General features: G+C 71.4%; 18 protein-coding genes. 6 read left to right on the forward strand and 12 right to left on the reverse strand.

Annotated elements, in window-relative coordinates; genetic code table 11:
- Positions 1-126 precede the first annotated feature (126 nt).
- Positions 127-1620: a L,D-transpeptidase family protein gene (locus ABTW64_RS03470; RefSeq protein ID WP_350619230.1), complete on the forward strand. Its 1494-nt coding sequence runs from the start codon at positions 127-129 to the stop codon at positions 1618-1620.
- 94 nt (positions 1621-1714) lie between these two features.
- Positions 1715-2173: a GNAT family N-acetyltransferase gene (locus ABTW64_RS03475; protein WP_350619232.1), complete on the forward strand. Its 459-nt coding sequence runs from the start codon at positions 1715-1717 to the stop codon at positions 2171-2173.
- A 350-nt stretch (positions 2174-2523) separates the two neighbouring features.
- Here ABTW64_RS03475 and ABTW64_RS03480 read toward each other — a convergent pair whose 3' ends face one another.
- The 9 genes from ABTW64_RS03480 to ABTW64_RS03520 form a co-directional block, all read right to left on the reverse strand.
- Positions 2524-4338, reverse strand: coding sequence for an ABC transporter ATP-binding protein (locus tag ABTW64_RS03480; protein ID WP_350619234.1), 1815 nt, complete (start codon positions 4336-4338; stop codon positions 2524-2526).
- Entirely contained in the window at positions 4335-6200 is a 1866-nt protein-coding gene (locus tag ABTW64_RS03485) for an ABC transporter ATP-binding protein (protein WP_350619236.1), read from the reverse strand. Before ABTW64_RS03485 ends, ABTW64_RS03480 begins: the two co-directional genes overlap by 4 nt.
- A 131-nt stretch (positions 6201-6331) precedes the next feature.
- Positions 6332-6682: a carboxymuconolactone decarboxylase family protein gene (locus tag ABTW64_RS03490; RefSeq protein ID WP_350619238.1), complete on the reverse strand. Its 351-nt coding sequence runs from the start codon at positions 6680-6682 to the stop codon at positions 6332-6334.
- A gap of 49 nt (positions 6683-6731) precedes the next feature.
- Positions 6732-7229, reverse strand: a complete 498-nt coding sequence (locus tag ABTW64_RS03495; protein ID WP_350619240.1) for a methylated-DNA--[protein]-cysteine S-methyltransferase — start codon at positions 7227-7229, stop codon at positions 6732-6734.
- Positions 7226-8728 (reverse strand): AlkA N-terminal domain-containing protein, encoded by a 1503-nt coding sequence (locus ABTW64_RS03500; protein WP_350619242.1) that lies wholly within the window; start codon positions 8726-8728, stop codon positions 7226-7228. The genes ABTW64_RS03495 and ABTW64_RS03500 overlap by 4 nt, the downstream gene beginning before the upstream one ends.
- A gap of 496 nt (positions 8729-9224) precedes the next feature.
- Positions 9225-10835 carry a bifunctional phosphoribosylaminoimidazolecarboxamide formyltransferase/IMP cyclohydrolase gene (purH, locus tag ABTW64_RS03505; protein WP_350619244.1) on the reverse strand — a complete coding sequence of 537 codons (1611 nt, stop codon included), beginning with the start codon at positions 10833-10835 and terminating at the stop codon, positions 9225-9227.
- A 53-nt stretch (positions 10836-10888) separates the two neighbouring features.
- Entirely contained in the window at positions 10889-11485 is a 597-nt protein-coding gene (gene purN, locus ABTW64_RS03510; protein ID WP_350619246.1) for a phosphoribosylglycinamide formyltransferase, read from the reverse strand.
- A gap of 126 nt (positions 11486-11611) precedes the next feature.
- On the reverse strand, positions 11612-12934 hold the full coding sequence (locus ABTW64_RS03515) for a cell division protein PerM (protein ID WP_350619248.1): 1323 nt from the start codon (positions 12932-12934) through the stop codon (positions 11612-11614).
- A gap of 161 nt (positions 12935-13095) precedes the next feature.
- Entirely contained in the window at positions 13096-13533 is a 438-nt protein-coding gene (locus ABTW64_RS03520) for a nitroreductase family deazaflavin-dependent oxidoreductase (RefSeq protein ID WP_350619250.1), read from the reverse strand.
- Positions 13534-13624: 91 nt separating this feature from the next.
- Here ABTW64_RS03520 and ABTW64_RS03525 point away from each other — a divergent pair, with 91 nt between their 5' ends.
- Together ABTW64_RS03525 and ABTW64_RS03530 are read left to right on the forward strand one after the other, a co-directional pair.
- Complete coding sequence (locus tag ABTW64_RS03525; protein WP_350619252.1) at positions 13625-14062, forward strand: nitroreductase/quinone reductase family protein; 438 nt, start codon at positions 13625-13627, stop codon at positions 14060-14062.
- A gap of 71 nt (positions 14063-14133) precedes the next feature.
- Positions 14134-15585: an NCS2 family permease gene (locus tag ABTW64_RS03530; protein ID WP_350619254.1), complete on the forward strand. Its 1452-nt coding sequence runs from the start codon at positions 14134-14136 to the stop codon at positions 15583-15585.
- A gap of 282 nt (positions 15586-15867) precedes the next feature.
- Here the strand turns inward: ABTW64_RS03530 and sucD are convergent, their stop codons facing one another.
- From sucD to ABTW64_RS03545, 3 genes are all read right to left on the reverse strand, one after another.
- Positions 15868-16770 carry a succinate--CoA ligase subunit alpha gene (gene sucD, locus ABTW64_RS03535; RefSeq protein WP_350619256.1) on the reverse strand — a complete coding sequence of 301 codons (903 nt, stop codon included), beginning with the start codon at positions 16768-16770 and terminating at the stop codon, positions 15868-15870.
- A 28-nt stretch (positions 16771-16798) separates the two neighbouring features.
- Positions 16799-17965 carry an ADP-forming succinate--CoA ligase subunit beta gene (gene sucC, locus ABTW64_RS03540; protein WP_350619258.1) on the reverse strand — a complete coding sequence of 389 codons (1167 nt, stop codon included), beginning with the start codon at positions 17963-17965 and terminating at the stop codon, positions 16799-16801.
- A 204-nt stretch (positions 17966-18169) separates the two neighbouring features.
- Positions 18170-18328, reverse strand: a complete 159-nt coding sequence (locus ABTW64_RS03545; RefSeq protein ID WP_350619260.1) for a hypothetical protein — start codon at positions 18326-18328, stop codon at positions 18170-18172.
- A gap of 135 nt (positions 18329-18463) precedes the next feature.
- Here ABTW64_RS03545 and ABTW64_RS03550 point away from each other — a divergent pair, with 135 nt between their 5' ends.
- Both ABTW64_RS03550 and ABTW64_RS03555 read left to right on the forward strand, forming a co-directional pair.
- Positions 18464-19693, forward strand: coding sequence for an acyl-CoA dehydrogenase family protein (locus ABTW64_RS03550; protein ID WP_350619262.1), 1230 nt, complete (start codon positions 18464-18466; stop codon positions 19691-19693).
- An 87-nt stretch (positions 19694-19780) separates the two neighbouring features.
- Positions 19781-21232 (forward strand): phytoene desaturase family protein, encoded by a 1452-nt coding sequence (locus ABTW64_RS03555; RefSeq protein WP_350619264.1) that lies wholly within the window; start codon positions 19781-19783, stop codon positions 21230-21232.
- Positions 21233-21282 lie beyond the last annotated feature (50 nt).

Consider the following 21282-nt stretch of genomic DNA (forward strand, 5'->3'; position numbering starts at 1 on the left):
TGACTTCGTAACCGCCCCACCCTCTGAATGGGGGGGTTGCGGCCGTACCCTATCTTGACCGGCCATCTGCGAAGCAACACCCGGAAACGCAGACAGCCGTCATCCAGGGGGTTAATCGTGACGGACGTGGCGACCAGGCCTGAGGGCGTCGACGACGGCAGCGGCACCGCCGCGACCAGTGTGATCGAGCCCGGTGCCGCAGCACCCGAGGCAGCGGTGCAGTGGGCGCAGGTCGACCCTCCCAAGAAGCGCCGTCTCGGCCTCTGGCTCGGCCTCGGCATCCCCACCGGACTGCTGGCGGCAGGCGCCGTCGCGGCGTCGCTCGTGCTGATCGCCCCGGGTATCACCGCCGCGGGCGCGTCCGTGGGCCTGCAGACTCCCGGAGTCGCCGCCGAGACCATTGCGGCCCGCGTCGCGGACACCGAGTTCACGATCGGCGATGCCACGCTCACGGGCGCCGACCTCGGACTCTCGGTCGACGCGACGACGATCGCGAACGACGCGTTCGACGCATTCCCCGCGTGGAACCTCACGGTATGGGGACAGGGCGAGGTTCCCGCCCCCGTGACGATCGACGCCGACAAGGCCGCCGAGTCGCTGCGCGAGGCGCTGCCCGCGCTGTACACCGACTCCGTGAACGCCCAGGTCGTGTTCGACGACAAGACCGACCGGTTCACGACCACTCCCGCCGAGCCGGGACAGGGGGTCGACATCGATGCGCTCGTCGCCGACATCACGGCGGGGCTCGCCTCGGGCACGACCTCGATCGAGCCGCAGCAGACCGAGGTCGAGGCGGCGGCGACGACCGACGAGGCCGAGGCGTTCGCGACCGAGCTCAACGACCAGGCCAAGACCGCGGGCTTCTATCTCGAGGACCAGCGGGCGCACGGCGTGGCGCTGACCGAGATCCAGACGTGGATGGACATCCAGGCCGACCCCACCACCGGGGAGTTCGTGGTGACCCCCGACATGGGGGCCATCGAGGAGTCCATCAAGGACCTGCCCAAGAAGGTCAACCAGGACGTCGTGGACGCCCAGATCGTCACGAACTCGGCGGGCGACCACCTGCGCACGATCCAGGAGGGGCAGGACGGCTTCGGCATCTCGAGCACCGACGGCGTCGCGGGCGCGATCGCGGAGTCGCTGAAGACCGGCGATCTTCGGTTCGAGCTGCAGGGCGAGGTCGTCAAGCACGAGACCCAGCTGCTGTTCCGCCGCGTCGAGGTCGACAAGAGCGCCGGCATGACCTACATGTACGAGGGCCCGGCCGCAGGCCAGGAGAAGCTCGTCGCCTCGTACCCCATCGCGCTCGGCACGGGCGGTCGGTACGAGACCCAGACCGGGCACTTCACCGTGTACGGCCAGCTCACGCACCAGCACATGGGCTCGTGCGACGCGCAGGGCAACTTCGTTCCTGGCGGCAAGTTCGACTACTGCACCGCGAACGTGAAGTGGGTGAGCTACTTCAACGGCGACCAGGGCTTCCACGGCACCTACTGGCACGGCAACTTCGGCGCCGGGGCCCGCATGAGCCACGGCTGCGTCAACATGACCGAGGCGGCCGCCGAGCACATGTACCGCTTCGCGCAGGTGGGCACCGAGGTCTGGGTGCACGACTGACCCTGCCCCCTCCGTCCTGCGGTCACACTTCGGAGACAGGGCGTTCCGGAAGACCGTCGGTGCGGCCGTCGTGACGAGCCGTTAGCCTGGCGGTATGACGCTGCAACTGGTCGAGCTCTCGGCCGCGACGATCGTCGCGGTGAACACGCTGTCGCTGAAGCCCGGCCAGGAGCAGTTCCTGGCCCCGGTCTCGTATGGCATCGCCGCGACCGTGATCGACCCGTCCACCTCGTGGCAGCGCGTCGCGGTCGACGGCGCCGACGGCACCGATGTCGTCGGCTTCGTGAGCGCCAGCTTCGACCAGGACGCGCCCGACGAGAACTTCCGCTCGATCCTGCTCCGCATCAACGTGGATGCCGACGACCAGGGTCGAGGCATCGGCCGCTTCATGGTGGAGGGGCTGGTCGATGAGGTGCGCCGTCGTGGCCTCGACCACCTCACGGTGATCTACGAGGCCGGTGAGGGCGGCCCTGAGGCGTTCTTCCTCCGTGTCGGCTTCACACCGGTCGGCGAGACGGAGTACGGTGAGGTAGTCGCCGAGATCCGTATCTAGGATCGCGAGCGACGGGGGAACACGCTTCGACTCGTCGGTGCGGCCACCGTCGTCTGCGCCGAGATCATACCGGCGGCGGGGTCTCGAATCCCCCTCCCCCATCGAGACCTCGTCGCCCACTCTTGACAAGAGCCCGGATCCATCGGATCCGGGCTCTTGTGCTGCACGGCGGGCATGCTCCCAGGCGTACCACCGCCGGGAAGGACTCCTCGGGTTCGCCATGACGAGCCGGACCACGGGTTCCGAACACCCACCGCAGCCAGTGAGGGTGAGAGGAGGGGCCACGCCGATGATTCGACGTGGCCCCTCCGGTGATCTTGCGGGATCGGGCTCCCCTTCCCGGCCGTGTCTCAGACGAGCGAGTCCTTCCACGCCGCGTGCAGCTGGGCGAACTTGCCCGAGCCGGCAATGAGCTCATCCGGGGCGCCGTCCTCGATGATGCGGCCGTGCTCCATCACCAGCACGCGGTCGGCGATCGCGACGGTCGACAGGCGGTGGGCGATGATGAGGGCCGTGCGGTCGGCGAGCAGCGTCTGCAGCGCTCCCTGGATCATCCGCTCCGACGGGATGTCGAGCGACGCGGTGGCCTCATCCAGGATCAGCACGGCCGGGTTCGCGAGGAACGCGCGCGCGAACGAGATCAGCTGCCGCTGGCCGGCCGAGACGCGACCACCGCGCTTGTTGACGTCGGTGTGGTAGCCGTCGGGAAGCGTCTGGATGAACGCGTCAGCGCCCACGGCACGCGCCGCGGCGACGATCTCGTCGAACGTGGCGTCGGGCCGGCCGAGCGCGATGTTGTCGGCCACGGTCCCGCTGAACAGGTAGGCCTCCTGCGTGACCATGACGATCGCGCGGCGCAGGTCCCTCGGGTGCAGGTGGCGCAGATCGACGCCGTCGAGCGTCACGCGGCCCTCGCTCGGGTCGTAGAAGCGCGAGACGAGCTTGGCGAGCGTCGACTTGCCGGCCCCCGTGGTGCCGACCAGCGCCACAGTCTGACCGGCGGGGATGTCGAGCGCGAACTCGGGCAGGACCACCCGCCCCGTGCCGTACGCGAACGTCACGTCGTCGAAGCGCACATGCCCGCGCGCTTCGGGCAGCTCGACCGGCTTGGCGGGGTCGGGCACGGTGGGCTCCTCCTCGAGCACGCCCGACACCTTCTCGAGCGCCGCGGAGGCCGCCTGGAACGAGTTCAGGAACATGGCCACTTCCTGAAGCGGCGTGAAGAAGTTGCGCACGTAGAGCACGGCGGCCAGCAGCGCGCCCACCGAGAACTCGCCCCACGTGATGCGCACACCGCCCCACAGCACCACGATGCCGATCGAGACCGCCGAGATGGACATCAGGCCCGGCTCGAACAGGCCGAACAGCCGGATCGAGCGCATGTTGACATCGCGGTACTGCAGCGCGAGCCCGCCGAACTCCTGCTCGTTGCGCGGCTCGGTGCGGAAGGCCTTGCCGGCCCGGATGCCCGTCATGGTCTCGACGAACTTCACGATGACCTTGGCACTGATCACCCGCGAATCGCGGTAGGTGCGCTGCGAGGCACGGTAGAACCAGCGCATCAGCAGCGCGAGCGGCACGCCCGCGACCACGAGCACGAGGCCCGACTGCCAGTCGACGATCATGAGCGCGACGAACGTGAACGCCCCGTACAGCACGCCGTTGACCAGCTGCGTCAGGCCGCCGTTCAGCAGCTCGCGGATCGTGTCGAGGTCGCTCGTCTGCCGCGAGATGATGCGTCCCGACGTGTACGTCTCGTGGAACTCGAGGCTCAGGAGCTGCGTGTGCCGGAAGACGCGCGTGCGCAGGTCGAGCAGCACGTTCTGCGTGACACGGGCGGCCAGGATGTCGTACCAGCCCAGCAACGCCGCACCGACCACGGCCGTCGCGACATACGCGCCGCCGACGAGCCACGTGGGCCCCCAGTCGGCTTCACGGGTGACCGCCGGAAGTGCGGTGTTGAGGCCGATGCCGAGCAGAGCCGGCCCGAGCACGCGCACGGCGGTCTGCGCGACGACCACGATCGCGACGAGGATGACCTGCGCCTTGAGCGGCGCGAGCAGCGACAGCAGCAGCGTGAGCGAGCGCCGGCGGATGGCGCGGCTCTCCTCGCGCGTGTAGTCGGACCGATCCTCGCCCGCGGTGCCGTGCACGGTCGCACTCATCGCGCGCCCTCCTCGCCCTTGGCGCTGATGATGTCGAGCTCGGACGTGGGGTTCAGGTCGGCACGCCAGGCCCGCTCCTCCGCTTCCTCGCGCTCGAAGCTGGAGATGACCGAGCGGTAGTGCGATGACGACGCCATCAGCTCCGCGTGCGTGCCGACCGCCGTGATCCGGCCGCCCTCCAGCAGCGCGACGCGATCCGCGAGCGCGACCGTCGACGGGCGGTGCGCCACGATCAGGGTCGTGGTGCCGGCGAGCACGCGGCGCAGCTCGGTCTGCACGCGTTCCTCCGTGTCGACGTCGAGGGCCGACAGGGGGTCGTCCATCACGATCACGGCCGGCCGCGCGGCGACCGCGCGAGCCAGCGCCAGGCGCTGGCGCTGACCGCCCGACAGCGACAGCCCCTCTTCGCCGATCATGGTGTCGACGCCGTCCGGGAGATCGTCGACGAAGCCCGCCTGCGCCACCGCGAGCGCCTCGCGCAGCACGGCGTGGGCCTCGGGCGAACCGGGGTCGAGGTCGTCGCGCCCGAGCAGCACGTTGTCGCGCACCGACGCGGAGAACAGCGTGGCGTCCTCGAACGCCGTCGTGATGATCCGGCGCAGGTCGACCAGGCGCAGCTCGCGCACGTCGACGCCGTCGATCGCGACGCGGCCCCCGGTGACGTCGTAGAGCCGCGTCGGCAACGTGGTGAGCGTGGTCTTGCCCGATCCGGTGAGGCCGACCAGCGCCATGGTCTCGCCCGGCTGCACGTCCAGGTCGATGCCGTCGAGCAGATCCGGCTCCGCGGCGCCCGCGTCCTGGTAGCGGAAATGGACCCCCTCGAACGTGAGCCGCCCCCGGGGGTCGGCCAGCTCGACGGGATGCTCGGGATCGGTGATGGCGTTGTGGGCGTCGAACACCTCGAACACCCGGTCGGTCGCGGTGCGCGCGTCCATCATGAACGCGAACAGGAACCCGATGGACTCGATCGGCCATCTCAGGATGGTCGCCATCGCGAAGTAGGCGAACAGCTGGTGCACGCCGATCTGTCCCAGCGAGGCGAGCCAGATGCCCATCACGAGGCTCGCCGCGAACGCCAGCTCCGGCATGAAGACGAGCCAGAAGTCGACGCGGGCGATGGAGCCCGCCTTGCGCATCTCGGTGTCGCGCAGGGTCTCGGCCTGGCGGGTGAAGCGACGCAGGGCGTGCGTACCGCGACCGAACGCCTTGAGCACGCGGATGCCGTGCACGCTCTCCTCGACGCTCGTCGCGAGATCGCCCTGCTGATCCTGGCTCAGGCGAGTGAGCGTGCCGTACTCGCGCTCGAACAGGAAGCCCTGGATCCACAGCGGGATGCCCGAGGCGACGAACACGAGCGCGAGCGCCCAGTGCCACTGGAACAGCAGCACCGCGCCGATCAGCACCGTCAGAGCGTTGACGACCAGCAGGATGAGGCCGAACGCCAGCCAGCGGCGGATGAGGCTGATGTCCTGCATCATGCGGCTGAGCAGCTGCCCCGACTGCCACCGGTCATGGAACGCCACGGGCAGATGCTGAAGCCGGTCGTAGAACGTGCGGCGGATGTCGTACTCGACGTAGGTGGCGGGGGCGAGCACCAGCCACCGGCGCAGGTAGACCATCACGGCCTCGAGCAGACCGAGGCCGAGCACTGCGACGGCACCCCACACGACGGCGGTCGTCTCGCCCGAGGCGATCGGGCCGCCGACCACCCACTCGAGCACGATCGGGATCATCAGGGCGATGACCGCAGCGACCAGCGCGCTGAGCGCGCCGAGCGCCAGCCGCGGCAGCACCGGGCGGGCGAAGTCGAGCAGGCGCAGCAGCGCCTTGGGCGTGGACAGGCGCGTGGCAGGACTGGTCATGATCCTCGAAGGGAGATCCTCGAAAGGGAAAGAAGGTGCCGCGATACGGCGGAGCCTTTCAGCCTATTGCCAGAGTCGGACCCGCTGCAACGAGCTGCGGCGCGGTGCCCGGGTGCCGCGCGGGGACCTCGTCAGTGGGAGTGGTTCGGGTCGACGCCCGCGAACTTGAACGCCAGGCGGCCGTGCGCGAACCCGCCGCCCGCGCGGATCGCCGTGGCGACCCAGGCCGTCTCGGCCAGCTCGCCCTCCGTCGCGCCCGCGTCGCCGGCCTTCTTGGCGTGCGCGTCGATGCACCACGCGCACTGGGTGGTGAGGCCCACGGCCAGCGCGATCAGCTCGCGGTACTTCAGCGGGATCTCGCGCCCCTCGGCGGCGAACACGGCGCTGTCGAACGCGCCCCACGCCCGCAGGATGTCGGGCGTCTCGTTCTTGTAGACGCGCGTGTACGTACGGTCGACCTCGGGCTCGAAGAACTCGCTCATGCCTCGACCGTAGCGCCGGGGACGGACACAGGGCTCGCCTGTCGGCGCTTCACCGCTCCCCCTGCTCGCGCTCGAGCAGCGCACGCTTGACGCCCACGCCCCACGCGAACCCGCCGAGCGTGCCGTCGCCCCGCAGCACGCGGTGGCACGGCACGAAAAGCGCGGGGGCGTTGCGCGCGCAGATCGACGCGGCGGCCCGCACTGCCCGCGGCGACCCGAGCGCGGCCGCGAAACCGGTGTACGTCAGCGGATCGCCGGCCGCGATCCGCCGCAGCGCCGCCCATCCCGCCAGCTGCAGCGCCGTGCCGCGCTGGCGCACGCGCACGGCGTCGATCGCCGCCACGTCACCGTCGTAATACGCGCGCACGGCGTCGGCCGCCCGAGTCGGCCGCTCCCGCACGTCGGCGGGCCGCAGGGTCGGATGGATGCGGCCGAGCGCGGCGTCGGCATCCGCGGTCCATCCGGACGCGAGCACGGCGCCGTCTTCGTCGGTGACGAGCGTGAACGCGCCGTCGGGGGTGTCGAGGGTCTGGATGGTCGCGGTCATGACGGCTCCTCCGCTGCGGGCACGTGGGGGCTGGGGGCAGGGGCGGCGACGGCCGGACCGGCCGCAAGGCGCCACAGGTGCATGGACAGATACGAACGCCACGGCGCGGTGCGCGCGGCCCAGGCCGCGAGCTCCCGAGGCTCGGCGGGGATGCCGGCCCGAGCCGCCCCGGCCCGCAGCGCGACGTCGCCGGTGAGCACGACATCCGGATCGCCGATCACGCGCATCCGCACGTAGTCCGCCGTCCAGGCACCGATGCCCGGCATCGCCAACAGGGCCGCGCGCTGCTCGGCGGCGTCGTCTCCTGTGGTCAGCGTCAGCTCGCCGGACGCGAGCGCGGCGGCGACCCCGGTGATGGCCCGGATGCGCGCCGCCGGTCCGCGCAGCACCCCCGCACCGCGCTCGGCGATCGCGGCCATGGTGGGAAACAGGATGCGCTCCTCCCCGGCCAGCTGCACGCGGTCGCCGAGCGCGTCGGCGAGCCGGGTCAGGTGCGTGCGCGCCGCGGCGACCGAGATCTGCTGCCCCACCATCGCGCGGATCAACAGCTCGTGCGGATCCGCCGTGCCCGGCAGGCGGATCCCCGGCTCGTCAGCGACGTGGGCCGCGAGTTCGGGATGCCGCGACAGCGCCGCGTCGATCGCGAGCGGGTCGGCGTCGAGGTCGAACAGGCGCCGCGCGCGGGCGACGAGGGTCGCCAGATCGGCGAGGCTGTCGAGGCGGGCCTGGAGCCGCAGCCGACCGCCGTCGCGCGACAGGCGGAACCACGCCGGCCCATGGGGCAGGCGCAGCGTACGGGAGAAGGAGGTCGCGTCACCGTCCTCCACCCCGGCCAGCGCGCGCACACCCATCCACGCGAACAGCCCGGCCGGATCGAACGGCTCGCGGTACGGCAGGGCGAGGTCGATGCCCGCCGGCAGCCGCTCCATTCCACGCCGACGCGCCCGCAGCTCGGTCGGCGTCATCCCGAACACCTCACGCACGGTGTCGTTGAACTGCCGCACGCTCGCGAATCCCGCCGAGAAGGCGACGTCGGCGGCGGGAAGGTCGGTGCCGACGAGCAGCAGCCGCGCGGTGTGGGCCCGGTGCGCGCGGGCCAGCGCGAGGGGCCCTGCTCCCAGCTCGGCCGCGAGCAGACGCGTCAGGTGGCGCGACGAGTAGCCGAGCCGCGCCGCCAGACCCGAGACGCCCTCGCGCTCGACCACCCCGTCGGCGATGAGCCGCATGGCGCGCCCTGCGACGTCGCCGCGCAGGTTCCAGTCGGGCGATCCGGGCGCGGCCTCCGGCAGGCACCGCTTGCACGCGCGATAACCGGCCTCGTGCGCCGCGGCGCTCGTCGGGTAGAACGTGACGTTCGACTCCTTGGGCGTGCGCGCGGGGCACGACGGCCTGCAGTAGATCCCGGTCGATCGCACCGCCGTCACGAACTGCCCGTCGAAGCGAACGTCGCGCGCGCTGATCGCACGGTACCGCTCGGCGAACGTCATGCTCGGGGACATGCCTCGATCCTGACACGGCCGACTGCCCCCGGCTGGCGGCTTTCGGACACGGCAGTACTCTTCACTCGCCCGCTCGGGGCGCAAGCGCCCGCTCGCGGGCGAGTCCGGCTTCGCCGGGCCGGCGCTTCGCGCCTGGTTGGCCGCATCCGCGGCACGCTCCGCGCTGGCGCGCGTCGCACAGGGGTCACGGCCGTGGGGCTTTCACCTCGCGTGCCTGCGGGCGCCGCTTCGCGGGCCCTCGGCACCCGAAGGGCGCGAAGCGCCCTGCCGGCGCTACGCGCCGGCGTCGGTCGCGAGCGGGGTCGCCCGCGACCCCCGAGCGATCGACGGGTGAGGAGCAGACGGGCCGGATGCCGTGCGAGCGAAGCGAGCGTGGAGCGAAGCGACCGCAGCGCGAAGCGCTGCCCTCACGCCCGACCGGAGCGAAGCGACGGTCGTCGCTCGCGAGGGCGCCCGCTTGCGGGCCCCGAGCGTGCGACAGGCGTGAGCAGAAAACTCAGTGGAAGAAGTGACGCTCTCCCGTGAAGAACATCGTCACACCGCGGTCGCGCGCCAGCGCGATGGTCTCCTCGTCGCGCACCGATCCGCCGGGCTGGATGATGACCTTCACTCCGGCGTTCATCAGCACCTCCGGACCGTCCGAGAACGGGAAGAACGCGTCGGATGCCGCGACCGACCCGGCCGCGCGGTCGCCCGCGCGCTCCACCGCGAGGCGGCACGAGTCGACGCGGTTGACCTGGCCCATGCCCACGCCCACCGTGGCGCCGTTCTTGGCGAGCACGATCGCGTTCGACTTCACGGCACGGCACGACTTCCAGGCGAACACGAGGTCCTGCACCGACACGTCCTCGGGCACCTCCCCCGCGACCAGCTGCCAGTCCTTGGCGACCGACTCGAAGTCGTCCTCCGGGAAGCGGTCGGCATCCTGCAGCAGCAGTCCGCCCGACACGAGGCGCACGTCCATCCGCTCCTGCCGCCAGTCCTCAGGCAGCTTCAGCAGGCGCAGGTTCTTCTTGTCCTTGAACACCTCGAGCGCGGCGGGCTCGAAGTCGGGTGCCACGATCACCTCGGTGAAGATGTCGCGCAGGTTCTCGGCCATCTTGAGCGTCACCGGGCGGTTGGCGGCGATCACGCCGCCGAACGCCGACACCGGGTCGCACTCGTGCGCGCGCAGGTGGGCGCTCGCGATCGGGTCGAGCGCGTTGGGCGCCGCCACGGCGATGCCGCACGGGTTGGCGTGCTTGATGATGGCGACGGCCGGCAGCACCATGTCGTACGCGGCCCGCAGGGCGGCATCCGCGTCGACGTAGTTGTTGTACGACATCTCCTTGCCCTGCAGCTGGGTCGCCTGGGCGATGCCGTGTCCACCGACGCGCGAGTAGATCGCGGCGCGCTGGTGCGAGTTCTCGCCGTAGCGCAGGTTCGACAGCTTCTCGGCCTGGATGGTCAGGTGGTCGGGCAGGTCGGCCTCGCCGGCGATGGTCTCCTCGGCGAACCACTGCGCCACCGCGGTGTCGTAGGCGGCGGTGTGCGCGAACGCGCGCGCCGCCAGCTCGCGGCGCTGCGACAGCGAGGTGCCGCCGCGTCCGACCGCCTCGATCACGGCGGAGTACGACTCGGGCGAGACGACGATCGCGACGTTGGCGAAGTTCTTCGCCGACGCGCGCACCATGGCGGGGCCGCCGATGTCGATCTGCTCGACCACGTCGTCGCCCTCGGCGCCCGAGCGCACGGTCTCGACGAACGGGTACAGGTTCACGACCACGAGCTCGAACGGCGCGATGCCGAACTCGCCGAGCTGGGCCTCGTGGTGCTCCAGGCGCAGATCGGCGAGCAGACCGCCGTGCACGTTCGGGTGCAGCGTCTTCACGCGCCCGTCGAGCATCTCGGGGAAGCCGGTGACGCTCGCGACATCCGTGACCTCGAAGCCGGCGTCGCGGATCGTGGCGGCCGTCGATCCGGTCGACACGATCTCGACACCCGCGCCCGCCAGCGCCTCGGCCAGCTTCAGCAGATCGGTCTTGTCGCTCACCGAGACGAGCGCGCGACGGATCGGCACCACATCGCGGTCGCGGTACAGCGAGGGGTCGTGACGGGGGCCGGCCATGTGGTGCTCCTTCGGGTCAAGCGGTGATCGATGCGGCGATCGGATCGGCGGGGTCAGGGACGGGCGGGAGGGGCGGAGAGGTCGATGTCGCCGGTCGCGATGCGGCGCACGACCTCGATCAGAAGGCGCCGCTCGACGGGCTTGATGCGCTCGTGCAGGATGTCCTCGGTGTCGCCGGGCAGCACCGGGATGCGCTCCTGCGCCAGGATTGGCCCCGTGTCGACGCCGTCGTCGACCACGATCACGCTCGCCCCCGTCTGAGCGACGCCCGCGGCGAGGGCGTCCCGCACCCCGTGCGCCCCGGGGAACTCCGGCAGGTAGGCGGGGTGCGTGTTGATGATGCGCGGCTGCCAGCGTGCGACGAGCGAGGCCGGAAGCAGGCGCATCAGGCCGCTCAGCACGATCAGGTCGGGCTGGATCTCATCCAGGCGGTGGCCGAGCTGCTCGGCCCACTCCTCACGGCTTGCGTAGTCGCGGAACGGCACGACGAAGCTCGGGATGTCGAACGCGGCGGCGTGCGCCAGACCCGACGCGTCGCGATCGGCGCCGACGGCGACGATGCGGGCGGGATATCCGGGGTCGTCCGCCGCCTCGAGGAGGGCACGGAGATTCGAGCCCGTGCCCGAGATGAGGACGGCGACCGACAGCACGGTACTAGTCTGTCACGCCCCCTCGCCCGCTTCGGGCACGGCTCCGCCGTACCCTCGCGGGCGAGACGCTGTCGCTTCGCTCCATCGAGGGCGTGAGCGGCGGATGCACTCGCATCCGCACGCTCGCTACGCTCGCACGGTGGTCGAGGTCTCGTCCTCATCGTTGGCGTCGCCCTCGGTCGCGACGTCATCCTGTTCGTCGTCGCCGCGGACGAAGCGGCCCAGGCGCTGCTCGTAGGCGCGCGGCGCAAGCAGCAGGATGGCCGCGCCCACCAGCACCTCGAGCCCCACGGCGAGCGCGACGGCACCCGGTTCGGGCCCCGTCTCGGCCAGACGTCCGGGCCCGAGCGCTCCGCGCGTCAGCAGGGCGGCGAGCGCCGCCGCGGCGCCCGCGATCGCCGCGATGCCCGCCGCGAGCACGGCGCGGGGAACGAACGGCTCGTGGTCGGATCCCTCCGCGCGAGCCTCGGCGCGGAAGGCGATGCGCACGCCCCACCCGGCGATCGCGCCGGCCACGACGGGCGCGAGCACCGAGAGCAGCAGCAGCGGCGATCCGTGCTCGGGCAGCAGACCGAGCATGGGCACGCTCGGCAGCACGCCCAGCTGCGTGCCTGCGGGCGTGACGCCCGTGCCGGCGCCGAGCGCGAAGCCGGGGCCGGCGATCCACGCCACCGCCCACCCGATCATGGTGGGCAGATACGCGAACTGCGCCAGAGTCAGCAGGATCGCTCCCGTCAGGTCGACCTGCGCGGCCTCGTACAGGGCGATCACACTGCCGCCGCGCAGCGGCACGGCCGTCGCGATGGCGAGCGCGGCGAAGGCGACGACGCCCGCGAACGCCATGCCGCCCCCGCGCACCATCAGGGCGGGGAACTCGCGCCATCCTGCCGGCAGGCGATCGGCCATGTCGTGCACGCGGTCGACGATGCCGTCGTCGCCCTCGCTCCAGGCGCCGGTCACCGCACCCAGCAGCATCGGCACCGCGTACACCAGCGTCGGGAACAGGATGGCCTGCCACGGCTCGGCGGCGGCCACGGGGTTGCCGGCCGTGAGGTTCGCGATGGCGGCGGCGATCGCCGTCGTGACGGTGCCGGCGGCGACGCCGGTCAGCCACCGTCCCGAGCGCAGCGCCCGGCGGCCGGAACGGGCCGCGAACACCGCGATCAGCACCGCGAACGCGAGGGGCGCGAGGGAGAGCGCGAACGATCCGGCCTCCTCCGGGAGCCCGGCCTCGACGATGAACTGCTCGTCCAGGTGCAGGGCCAGCGGCACGAGGTTGCCGAGCTGCCAGATGCGCACCGTCGCCGGCCACAGGGCCGCCCAATCGGCGAGGCCGCCGAACGCGAACACCCACATGAGCGTGAGCGGCGCGAGCACCGCCGCCCATCCGACGATCGCCGACACGGCGGCATCCAGGGCGGCGAGCAGGGCGACGAGGAACCGGTGCATGACGCATCGACTCTACGTGGGGTCGCCGACGTCACCCCGGCGGCGCTCCGTCGCCACCCGTGTCCCACTTGTGGCCCTTATGCGCCCCTGCATGTCCCACTTGTGGCCGATATCCGGGAGGGATTCGGGCCACAACTGGGACACGCCCCGGCGGGTTGCCGTCAGTCCTGCGGCTCGAGCACGAACACGGCGATGCGGCGGTCGGTCTTCTGCTGGTACTCGGCGTAGTCGGGCCACACCGCGACCGCGCGCTGCCACCACTCGTCGTATTCGGGCCCGTCCAGCTCGCGCGCCAGGTAGTCGCGCTTGACCGCGCCATCCTGCAGCTCGACGTGCGGGTTCTTCAGGACGTTGAAGTACCACTGCGGCGGCGTGGGCGCGCCACCCTTCGACGCGACCACGGCGTAGCGTCCCTCGTGCTCGACGCGCATGAGCGCGGTCTTGCGCAGGCCGCCCGACTTGGCGCCCACCGTCGTCAGCACGATCACCGGCACGCCGCGCAGCGTGTTCGCCTCGGCGCCGTCGGTCGCTTCGTACGTCTCGGCCTGCGTCCGTGCCCACTCGGAGGTGGACGGCAGATATTCCCCATTCAGCGGCATGGCACCAGGCTAGGGCCGCCCGGGGCGATGGGGCCGGATGGACGCGGGATGCGCCCTTCCGCTCGTCCGCTGCGCGCCCTAGCGTGGCGGCATGGCCGGCACCTACAAGACCACCCCGCTGCGTCGTCGGATCGACGCGATCATGGCCGCGCTCGGCCGGCGCGGCATGGCGCCGGGCGGCATCTCGTCGCTCACGGTGGCGGGCCGCCGCACCGGCGAGTCCCGCACGGTCCCGGTCACCCCGGTCGTGGTCGACGGACGCCGGTACCTCGTCGCGCCGTACGGCCCGGTCGGGGGGGTGCAGAACCTCCGCGCGGCGGGCGAGGCCACGCTTCAGCGCGGATCCCGCAACGAGCGCATCCGCGCGGAGGAACTCGCACCGGATGCCGCCGCCCCCGTTCTTAAGCACTACGTGCAGCAGATCCCGATCGTGCGCCCGCACGTCGCCGCGGCACCGGATGCCTCCGTGGCAGAGTTCGCCGCGATCGCCCGCGACCATCCGGTCTTCGCGATCACGCCGATCAGCTGAGGCACCACCAGGCAGAGCCGGAACGGGCGTCGGTCAGGCGCGCCCGGTAAGTTCTCTGCGGAGGTCCCTCGATGACAACTGCCCCCGGCACCACGACCACGAGCGCGCCGAAGAGCGCGCTCGACCGCTTCTTCTCCGTCACGGCTCGCGGCTCGACGTTCGGCGCCGAGATCCGGGGCGGCCTCGTGACCTTCGTCACGATGGCCTACATCGTGATCCTGAACCCGATCATCCTGTCGGGCTCGGCCGACGTCGAGGGCAACACGTTGCCCTTCCCCGCCGTGGGAGCCGCGACCGCGCTGGCCGCCGGCGTGATGACGATCGCGTTCGGCCTGGTGACGCGCCTGCCGTTCGGCTTCGCCGCGGGGCTCGGCATCAACGCGTTCCTCGCGTTCTCGGTCGTCGGGCAGGTCACCTGGCCCGAGGCGATGGCCCTCGTGGTCATCAACGGCCTCGTGATCGTGCTGCTCGCGGCCACCGGGCTGCGGAAGCTGATCTTCGACGCGGTTCCCCTGCAGCTCAAGCTCGCCATCACGGTCGGGATCGGCCTCTTCATCGCCTTCATCGGCTTCGTGAACTCGGGCTTCGTCACCGCGACGGGCGAGGCCTCGCCCCCCGTCGGCCTGGGCGTGGGCGGCTCCGTCGCCACCGTTCCCACCCTGCTGTTCGTGGTCACGCTCGTGCTCACGGGCATCCTGGTCGCGCTGCGCGTGAAGGGAGGCCTGCTGATCGGCCTCGCCGTCGGCACGGTGCTCGCCGTCATCGCCGAGGCGATCTGGCACCTCGGCGCGGCCGCCGACGGCAACGCCGGCGGATGGAGCCTCACCGTACCCGCGCTCACCGGGTCGCCGTTCTCGCTGCCCGACCTGAGCCTCGTCGGCGCCGTGGACTTCGGCTTCGACCTCGGCCGGGTCAGCGTCGTCGCGCTGGTGATGATCGTGTTCACCCTGGTGTTCTCGAACTTCTTCGACGCCATGGGAACCATGACGGGCCTTGCCAAGGAGGCTGAGCTGGCGGACGAGAAGGGCGACTTCCCCCGCATCAAGTCGGCCCTGATCGTCGAGGGTCTCGGCGCCGTGGTGGGAGGCGCGACCTCGTCGTCGTCGAACACGGTGTTCATCGAGTCGGGCGCCGGCATCGGGGAGGGCGCGCGCACGGGCCTGGCCAACGTCGTCACGGGGGGCATGTTCCTGCTCGCCATGTTCCTGACGCCGCTCACCTCGATCGTGCCGACCGAGATCGCCGCCGCCGCGCTGGTGATCGTGGGCGCCATGATGATGGCGCAGATCGCCCACATCGATCTGGGCGACTTCCGGGTGCTGCTGCCGGTGTTCCTCACGGTCACGGTGATGCCGCTCACCTACTCGATCGCCAACGGCATCGGGGCCGGGTTCGTCAGCTGGGTCGTCGTGCAGGCCTTCTCGGGCCGCGCGCGCCGCATCAGCCCGCTGCTGTGGATCGTCGCCGCCGGGTTCGTGGTGTTCTTCGCCCGCGGTCCGATCCAGGCCCTCCTGGGCGCCTGACCCCGCCGGGCCGCGCCCCTGCGCCCGGCCCGCGCCCCTGCGCCCCGCCCGCGCGGGCATGTCCCACTTGTGGCCCATATCGGCGCCGCGGTGTCCCAGTTGTGGCCCAAATTGGCATCTCATTCAGGCCACAACTGGGACACGCCCCCGCAAGCCCCGGCAACGACGAAGGCCCCGTCCGCACGGACGGGGCCTTCGCGTGAAGCGGCTGCGCTTACAGCGACGAGATGTGTTTCGACTCGCTTCGCTCGCTCGACAACCGTGGGCGTGATCGCTTCGCGATCACAGGCCCTGGATCAGTTCGCGCATCAGCGCGGCGGTCTCCGACGGGGTCTTGCCGACCTTGACGCCGGCGGCCTCGAGGGCCTCCTTCTTGGCCTGCGCGGTGCCGGCCGAGCCGGACACGATCGCGCCGGCGTGACCCATCGTCTTGCCCTCGGGAGCCGTGAAGCCCGCGACGTAGCCGACGACCGGCTTGGTGACGTTGGCCTTGATGAACTCGGCCGCACGCTCCTCGGCGTCGCCGCCGATCTCGCCGATCATCACGATGGCCTTGGTCTCGGGGTCGGCCTCGAAGGCCTCGAGCGCGTCGATGTGCGTCGTGCCGATGACCGGGTCGCCGCCGATGCCGATGGCGGTCGAGAAGCCCAGGTCGCGCAGCTCGTACATCATCTGGTACGTCAGCGTGCCCGACTTCGACACGAGGCCGATCGGGCCCTTGCCGGTGATGTTCGCGGGCGTGATGCCGACGAGCGCCTCGCCCGGCGTGATGATGCCGGGGCAGTTCGGGCCGATGATGCGGGTCTTGTTGCCCTTCGACTTCGCGTAGGCCCACGCCTCGGCGGTGTCGCCGACCGGAACGCCCTCGGTGATCACGACGAGCAGCGGGATCTCGGCGTCGATGGCCTCGATCATCGCGTCCTTCGTGAAGGCCGGGGGCACGAACGCGATCGACACATCCGCGCCGGTCTTCTCGATGGCCTCGGCGACCGAGCCGAACACCGGCAGCTCGACCTCGCCCGCGCCGGGCTTCTCGTGCGTCACGGTCGTGCCGGCCTTGCGGGCGTTCACGCCGCCGACGACGTTCGTGCCGGCCTTGAGCATGAGGGCGGTGTGCTTGGTGCCCTCGCCGCCGGTGATGCCCTGGACGATGACCTTGGAGTCCTTGTTGAGGTAGATCGACATCTCTCTAGTCCTTTATCCGATCCGCGGCTCAGGCGTTCGCCAGCTCGGCGGCCTTGTCGGCGCCCTCGTCCATACCGGCGGCGAGGGTCACGAGCGGGTGATTGGCGGCCGCGAGGATCGCGCGACCCTCCTCGACCTGGTTGCCGTCGAGACGCACGACGAGCGGCTTGGTGGCCGCGTCGCCGAGGATCTCGAGGGCCTTGACGATGCCCTCGGCCACGGCGACGCACGAGGTGATGCCGCCGAAGACGTTGACGAACACGCTCTTGACCTGCTCGTCGCCCAGGATGACGTCGAGGCCGCTGGCCATGACCTGCGCGTTCGCGCCGCCGCCGATGTCGAGGAAGTTGGCGGGCTTCACGCCGCCGTGGTTCTCGCCGGCGTAGGCCACGACGTCGAGCGTCGACATCACGAGGCCCGCGCCGTTGCCGATGATGCCCACCTGGCCGTCGAGCTTGACGTAGTTGAGGCCGTTCTCCTTGGCCTTCGCCTCGAGCGGGTCGGCGGCGCCCTTATCTTCGAGCTCCTCGTGCTCGGGGTGACGCACCTCGCTGGCGTTGTCGTCGAGCGTCACCTTGCCGTCGAGGGCGATGATGTCGCCGGCGCCCGACAGGATGAGCGGGTTCACCTCGACGAGGGTCGCGCCCTCGCCCTTGTAGACGTCGTAGAGCTTGACGAAGACGTCGGACACCTTCTCGACGAGGTCCTCGTCGAAGTTCGCGGCGCGCGCGATCTCGACGGCCTTCGCCTTGGTGATGCCGTCGAGCGGGTCGACCTCGACGCGCGCGAGCGCCTCGGGCTTCTCGACCGCGAGCTGCTCGATCTCCATGCCGCCCTCGACGCTGCACAGCGACAGGTACGAGCGGTTGGCGCGGTCGAGCAGCACCGAGAAGTAGAACTCGCGGGCGATGTCCGCGCCCTGCGCGACCATGACGCGCTTGACCACGTGGCCCTTGATGTCGAGGCCGAGGATGGCCTTCGCCGCCTCGTACGCCTCGTCGGGGGTCTTGGCGACCTTCACGCCGCCGGCCTTGCCGCGCCCGCCGGTCTTGACCTGGGCCTTGACGACCACGACGCCGCCGATCTTCTCGGCCGCTGCCTTCACCTCCTCGGGGGTGTCGGCGACGATGCCGGCGAGCACCGGCACCTCGTACTTCTCAAAAAGGTCTCGAGCCTGGTACTCGTACAGGTCCACGTTGCATTCCTTCGAATGGGGCCACGGGAGGAGACGCGGAACGTCTCGACGTCGAGAGATCTCGACCGAGATCTCAGCCTACTACCGCCCGCCGACAGCGCCGATCGGGGCTCCCGCACATCGCGAGCCGGGATCACCCGCCGCCGCATGCGAAACGCGGCCCCGGATCATCCGGAGCCGCGTTCGGGAAGTGCGTGCGCGTCGTCAGCGCGAGGTCTTGCTGAAGTGCATGGGCAGCGCCATCGCAAGGCAGATCGCCAGGATGCCCGCCGTGAAGACCACCGGCTGGAAGAAGTCGATCATGAAGGCCACGGCGAACAGCGCCATGCCGCCGAGGAACAGCAGCAGCGAGATGATGAACATGCGAGACCTCCGTAGGGCGCCGTCGGGAACCGTCGTTCAGTCTAGAGCAATCGGTCCGGGCATTTCGGCGGGCTCGGATGGCGGAGACCTCCAAACGTCTCCGGGGGCATGGATGTCCCTGTCTACGCTGACCGCATGGCATCGGAGCTCTTCCCCGGAGAGAAGGTCCTCTCCTACGACGTGACGTCCCCCCTCGACACCGACTACTACGCCGTGTTCGGCGATGTCGCCGGCGCGGATCGCGGCGCGTGGGCGCGGGCCCGCGAGGTGGGCGAGGCCCTGGCACCCCGCATGGCCGAGGCGTGGGACAAGGCCGAGTACCCGGCGGAGGCGCTGACGGCCCTCGGCGCGGCCGACCTGTACGTCGACGGCATCCAGCACCCCGACCTGACCCCGATGTCGCCGCTGGCGGCGGGGCTCGTGAACATGGAGGTCTCGCGCGCCGATGGCTCGCTCGGCACGGTGATCGCGGTGCAGGGCGGACTGGCGCTGCGCACGCTCGCGCTGTTCGGCAGCCGCGAGCAGCAGCAGCGCTGGCTGGGCCCGATCGCACGCGGCGAGGTGCCCGGCGCGTTCGCCCTCACCGAACCGGATCACGGGTCCGACTCCACGTCGCTCGAGACGACGGCGCGCTGGGACGGCGACGGATGGATCCTGCGCGGCGCGAAGAAGTGGATCGGCAACGGCGCATCCGGGGGCGTGACGTTCGTGTGGGCGCGCGTCGACCGCGAGGGCGACGCCGATCACGGGCGGGTGCGCTGCTTCCTCGTGGAGCAGGATGCCCCCGGCTACACCGGCACGGTGATCACCGGCAAGCTGTCGCTGCGCGGCATCCATCAGGCGCACATCACGCTCGACGACGTGCGCCTGCCCGCCGATGCCGTGCTGCCCGGCACGCACTCGTTCACGGACACCTCGACCGTGCTGTTCGCCACACGTTCGGGCGTGGCGTGGTCGGCGCTGGGGCATGCGACCGCCTGTTACGAGGCCGCCTTGGCGTACTCCACGCAGCGCGTGCAGTTCGGCAAGCCGCTCGCGAGGTTCCAGATGGTGCAGGAGCGGCTGACGCAGATGCTGTCGCAGCTGACCGCGATGCAGCTCTACTGCCGTCGGCTCGCCGACCTGGAGGCATCCGGATCGCTGCGCCCGACCCAGGCGTCGCTGGCGAAGTTCCACAACACCCGCACGGCCCGCGACATCGCCCGCACGGCCCGCGACCTGCTGGGCGGCAACGGCATCCTGCTCGAGAACCGGGTGATGCAGCACCTCGCCGACATCGAGGCCATCCACACGTACGAGGGCACCGAGAGCGTGCAGGCCCTCATCATCGGACGCGACATCACGGGCGTCGGCGCCTTCGTCTGAGACGCCGGGCGGCGCGCGAGGGGCGAGCCCGGCGGGGCCGCGGGGGAGGGGCGGGCGTGGGATGCCCTGGCGTGAAAGACTGGCCGCATGACGCGCGCGACCGTGGTGGGAAGCGGGCCGAACGGCCTGGCCGCCGCGGTCGCGCTCGCACGGGCGGGATATGACGTCACGGTGCTCGAGGCCGCCGACTCGGTCGGCGGCGGCACCCGCACGCTGGAGCTCACCCTGCCGGGGTTCCGGCACGACGTGTGCTCGGCCGTGCATCCGGCCGCGCTGACCTCGAGCTTCTTCGGCGCGTTCGGCCTGCGCGACAAGATCGGCTGGATCGTGCCGGATGCCTCGTTCGCTCAGCCCCTCGACGGAGGCCGCGCGGCGATCGCGTGGCGCGACATCCATCGCACGGCGTCGGAGCTCGGCCCCGACGGACGCGCCTGGCTCGCGATGATGCGCCCCCTTGCGCGCGACATCCCGGGCGTCATGGACTTCACGGGCAACCAGCTGCTGCGCGTGCCCATCCGCCCGCTCACCGCCGCGCGCTTCGGCCTGCGCGTGCTCGAGGCGGGCACCGCCCTCGGCCGCGGCACGTTCCGCACCGAGGAGGCGCACGCGCTGCTCGCCGGCGTGCTGGCGCACGCGAACACCCCGCAGCCATCGCTCGCCGGGGCGGCCGCCGGCGTGATGCTCGCCGCACTCGGCCACGCCGACACGGGCTGGGCCTACCCCATCGGCGGGGCCCAGGCGATCGCCGATGCGCTCGTCGCCGACCTGCGCGCGCACGGCGGGCGGATCGAGACCGGGCAGCACGTCACCGACCTCGCCTCGCTCGACTGGGGCGACCCTGCCGCGGGCGACGTGGTGCTGCTCGACACGTCGCCGCGGCTCGCGCTCACGCACCCCGACGTGCCCGCCTCCTACGCCCGGGCCATCCGGTCGTATCGCTACGGCCCCGCCGCCGCGAAGGTCGACTTCGCCCTCGACGGCCCTGTGCCGTGGACGAATCCGGATGTCGCCCGCTCGCCCACGGTGCACGTGGGCGGCACGCGCGCCGAGGTCGAGGCGAGCGAGAACGCGGTGGCCCGGGGCGAGGTTCCCGAGCGGCCGTACGTGCTGACCGTGCAGCCCTCGGTGCTCGATCCCTCGCGCGCCCCCGCCGGCAAGTCGGTGCTGTGGACGTACATGCACGTGCCGCACGGCTCGGCGCTCGATCCCACCGAGCACATCACGCGCCAGATCGAGCGCTTCGCGCCCGGGTTCCGCGACCGCATCCTGGCGTCGCACGCCGTGCCCGCATCCGAGCGCGAGGCCGAGAACCCAGCCGAGATCGGCGGCGACGTGCTGGGCGGCGCGTTCACGATGCTGCAGGCGCTGCGTCGCCCGGTGCTCTCGACCGCTCCCTGGCGCACGCCGATGAAGGGCGTCTACCTCGCCTCGTCGGCCACTCCCCCGGGCCCGGGCGTCAACGGCATGGCCGGATGGCACGCGGCCCGCACGGCGCTCCGCGACGCGGGCGAGCCCGCGAAGCTGCGCGACCTGTTCTGAGGGCGCCTGAGGCGCTGCGCGCCTGCGGAGATCTGCAGGTTCAGGATGAT

Source organism: Microbacterium sp. NPDC096154, from assembly GCF_040302945.1.
In the GTDB taxonomy this organism is placed as follows: domain Bacteria; phylum Actinomycetota; class Actinomycetes; order Actinomycetales; family Microbacteriaceae; genus Microbacterium.

Excerpts from the sequence above, each read along its gene's own strand:
- ABTW64_RS03475 (WP_350619232.1), top strand. The coding sequence starts at position 1,715 with ATGACGCTGCAACTGGTCGAGCTCTCGGCCGCGACGATCGTCGCGGTG.
- ABTW64_RS03480 (WP_350619234.1), bottom strand. The coding sequence starts at position 4,338 with ATGAGTGCGACCGTGCACGGCACCGCGGGCGAGGATCGGTCCGACTAC.
- ABTW64_RS03485 (WP_350619236.1), bottom strand. The coding sequence starts at position 6,200 with ATGACCAGTCCTGCCACGCGCCTGTCCACGCCCAAGGCGCTGCTGCGC.
- ABTW64_RS03490 (WP_350619238.1), bottom strand. The coding sequence starts at position 6,682 with ATGAGCGAGTTCTTCGAGCCCGAGGTCGACCGTACGTACACGCGCGTC.
- ABTW64_RS03495 (WP_350619240.1), bottom strand. The coding sequence starts at position 7,229 with ATGACCGCGACCATCCAGACCCTCGACACCCCCGACGGCGCGTTCACG.
- ABTW64_RS03500 (WP_350619242.1), bottom strand. The coding sequence starts at position 8,728 with ATGTCCCCGAGCATGACGTTCGCCGAGCGGTACCGTGCGATCAGCGCG.
- purH (WP_350619244.1), bottom strand. The coding sequence starts at position 10,835 with ATGGCCGGCCCCCGTCACGACCCCTCGCTGTACCGCGACCGCGATGTG.
- ABTW64_RS03515 (WP_350619248.1), bottom strand. The coding sequence starts at position 12,934 with ATGCACCGGTTCCTCGTCGCCCTGCTCGCCGCCCTGGATGCCGCCGTG.
- ABTW64_RS03520 (WP_350619250.1), bottom strand. The coding sequence starts at position 13,533 with ATGCCGCTGAATGGGGAATATCTGCCGTCCACCTCCGAGTGGGCACGG.
- ABTW64_RS03525 (WP_350619252.1), top strand. The coding sequence starts at position 13,625 with ATGGCCGGCACCTACAAGACCACCCCGCTGCGTCGTCGGATCGACGCG.
- ABTW64_RS03530 (WP_350619254.1), top strand. The coding sequence starts at position 14,134 with ATGACAACTGCCCCCGGCACCACGACCACGAGCGCGCCGAAGAGCGCG.
- sucD (WP_350619256.1), bottom strand. The coding sequence starts at position 16,770 with ATGTCGATCTACCTCAACAAGGACTCCAAGGTCATCGTCCAGGGCATC.
- ABTW64_RS03545 (WP_350619260.1), bottom strand. The coding sequence starts at position 18,328 with ATGTTCATCATCTCGCTGCTGCTGTTCCTCGGCGGCATGGCGCTGTTC.
- ABTW64_RS03550 (WP_350619262.1), top strand. The coding sequence starts at position 18,464 with ATGGCATCGGAGCTCTTCCCCGGAGAGAAGGTCCTCTCCTACGACGTG.
- ABTW64_RS03555 (WP_350619264.1), top strand. The coding sequence starts at position 19,781 with ATGACGCGCGCGACCGTGGTGGGAAGCGGGCCGAACGGCCTGGCCGCC.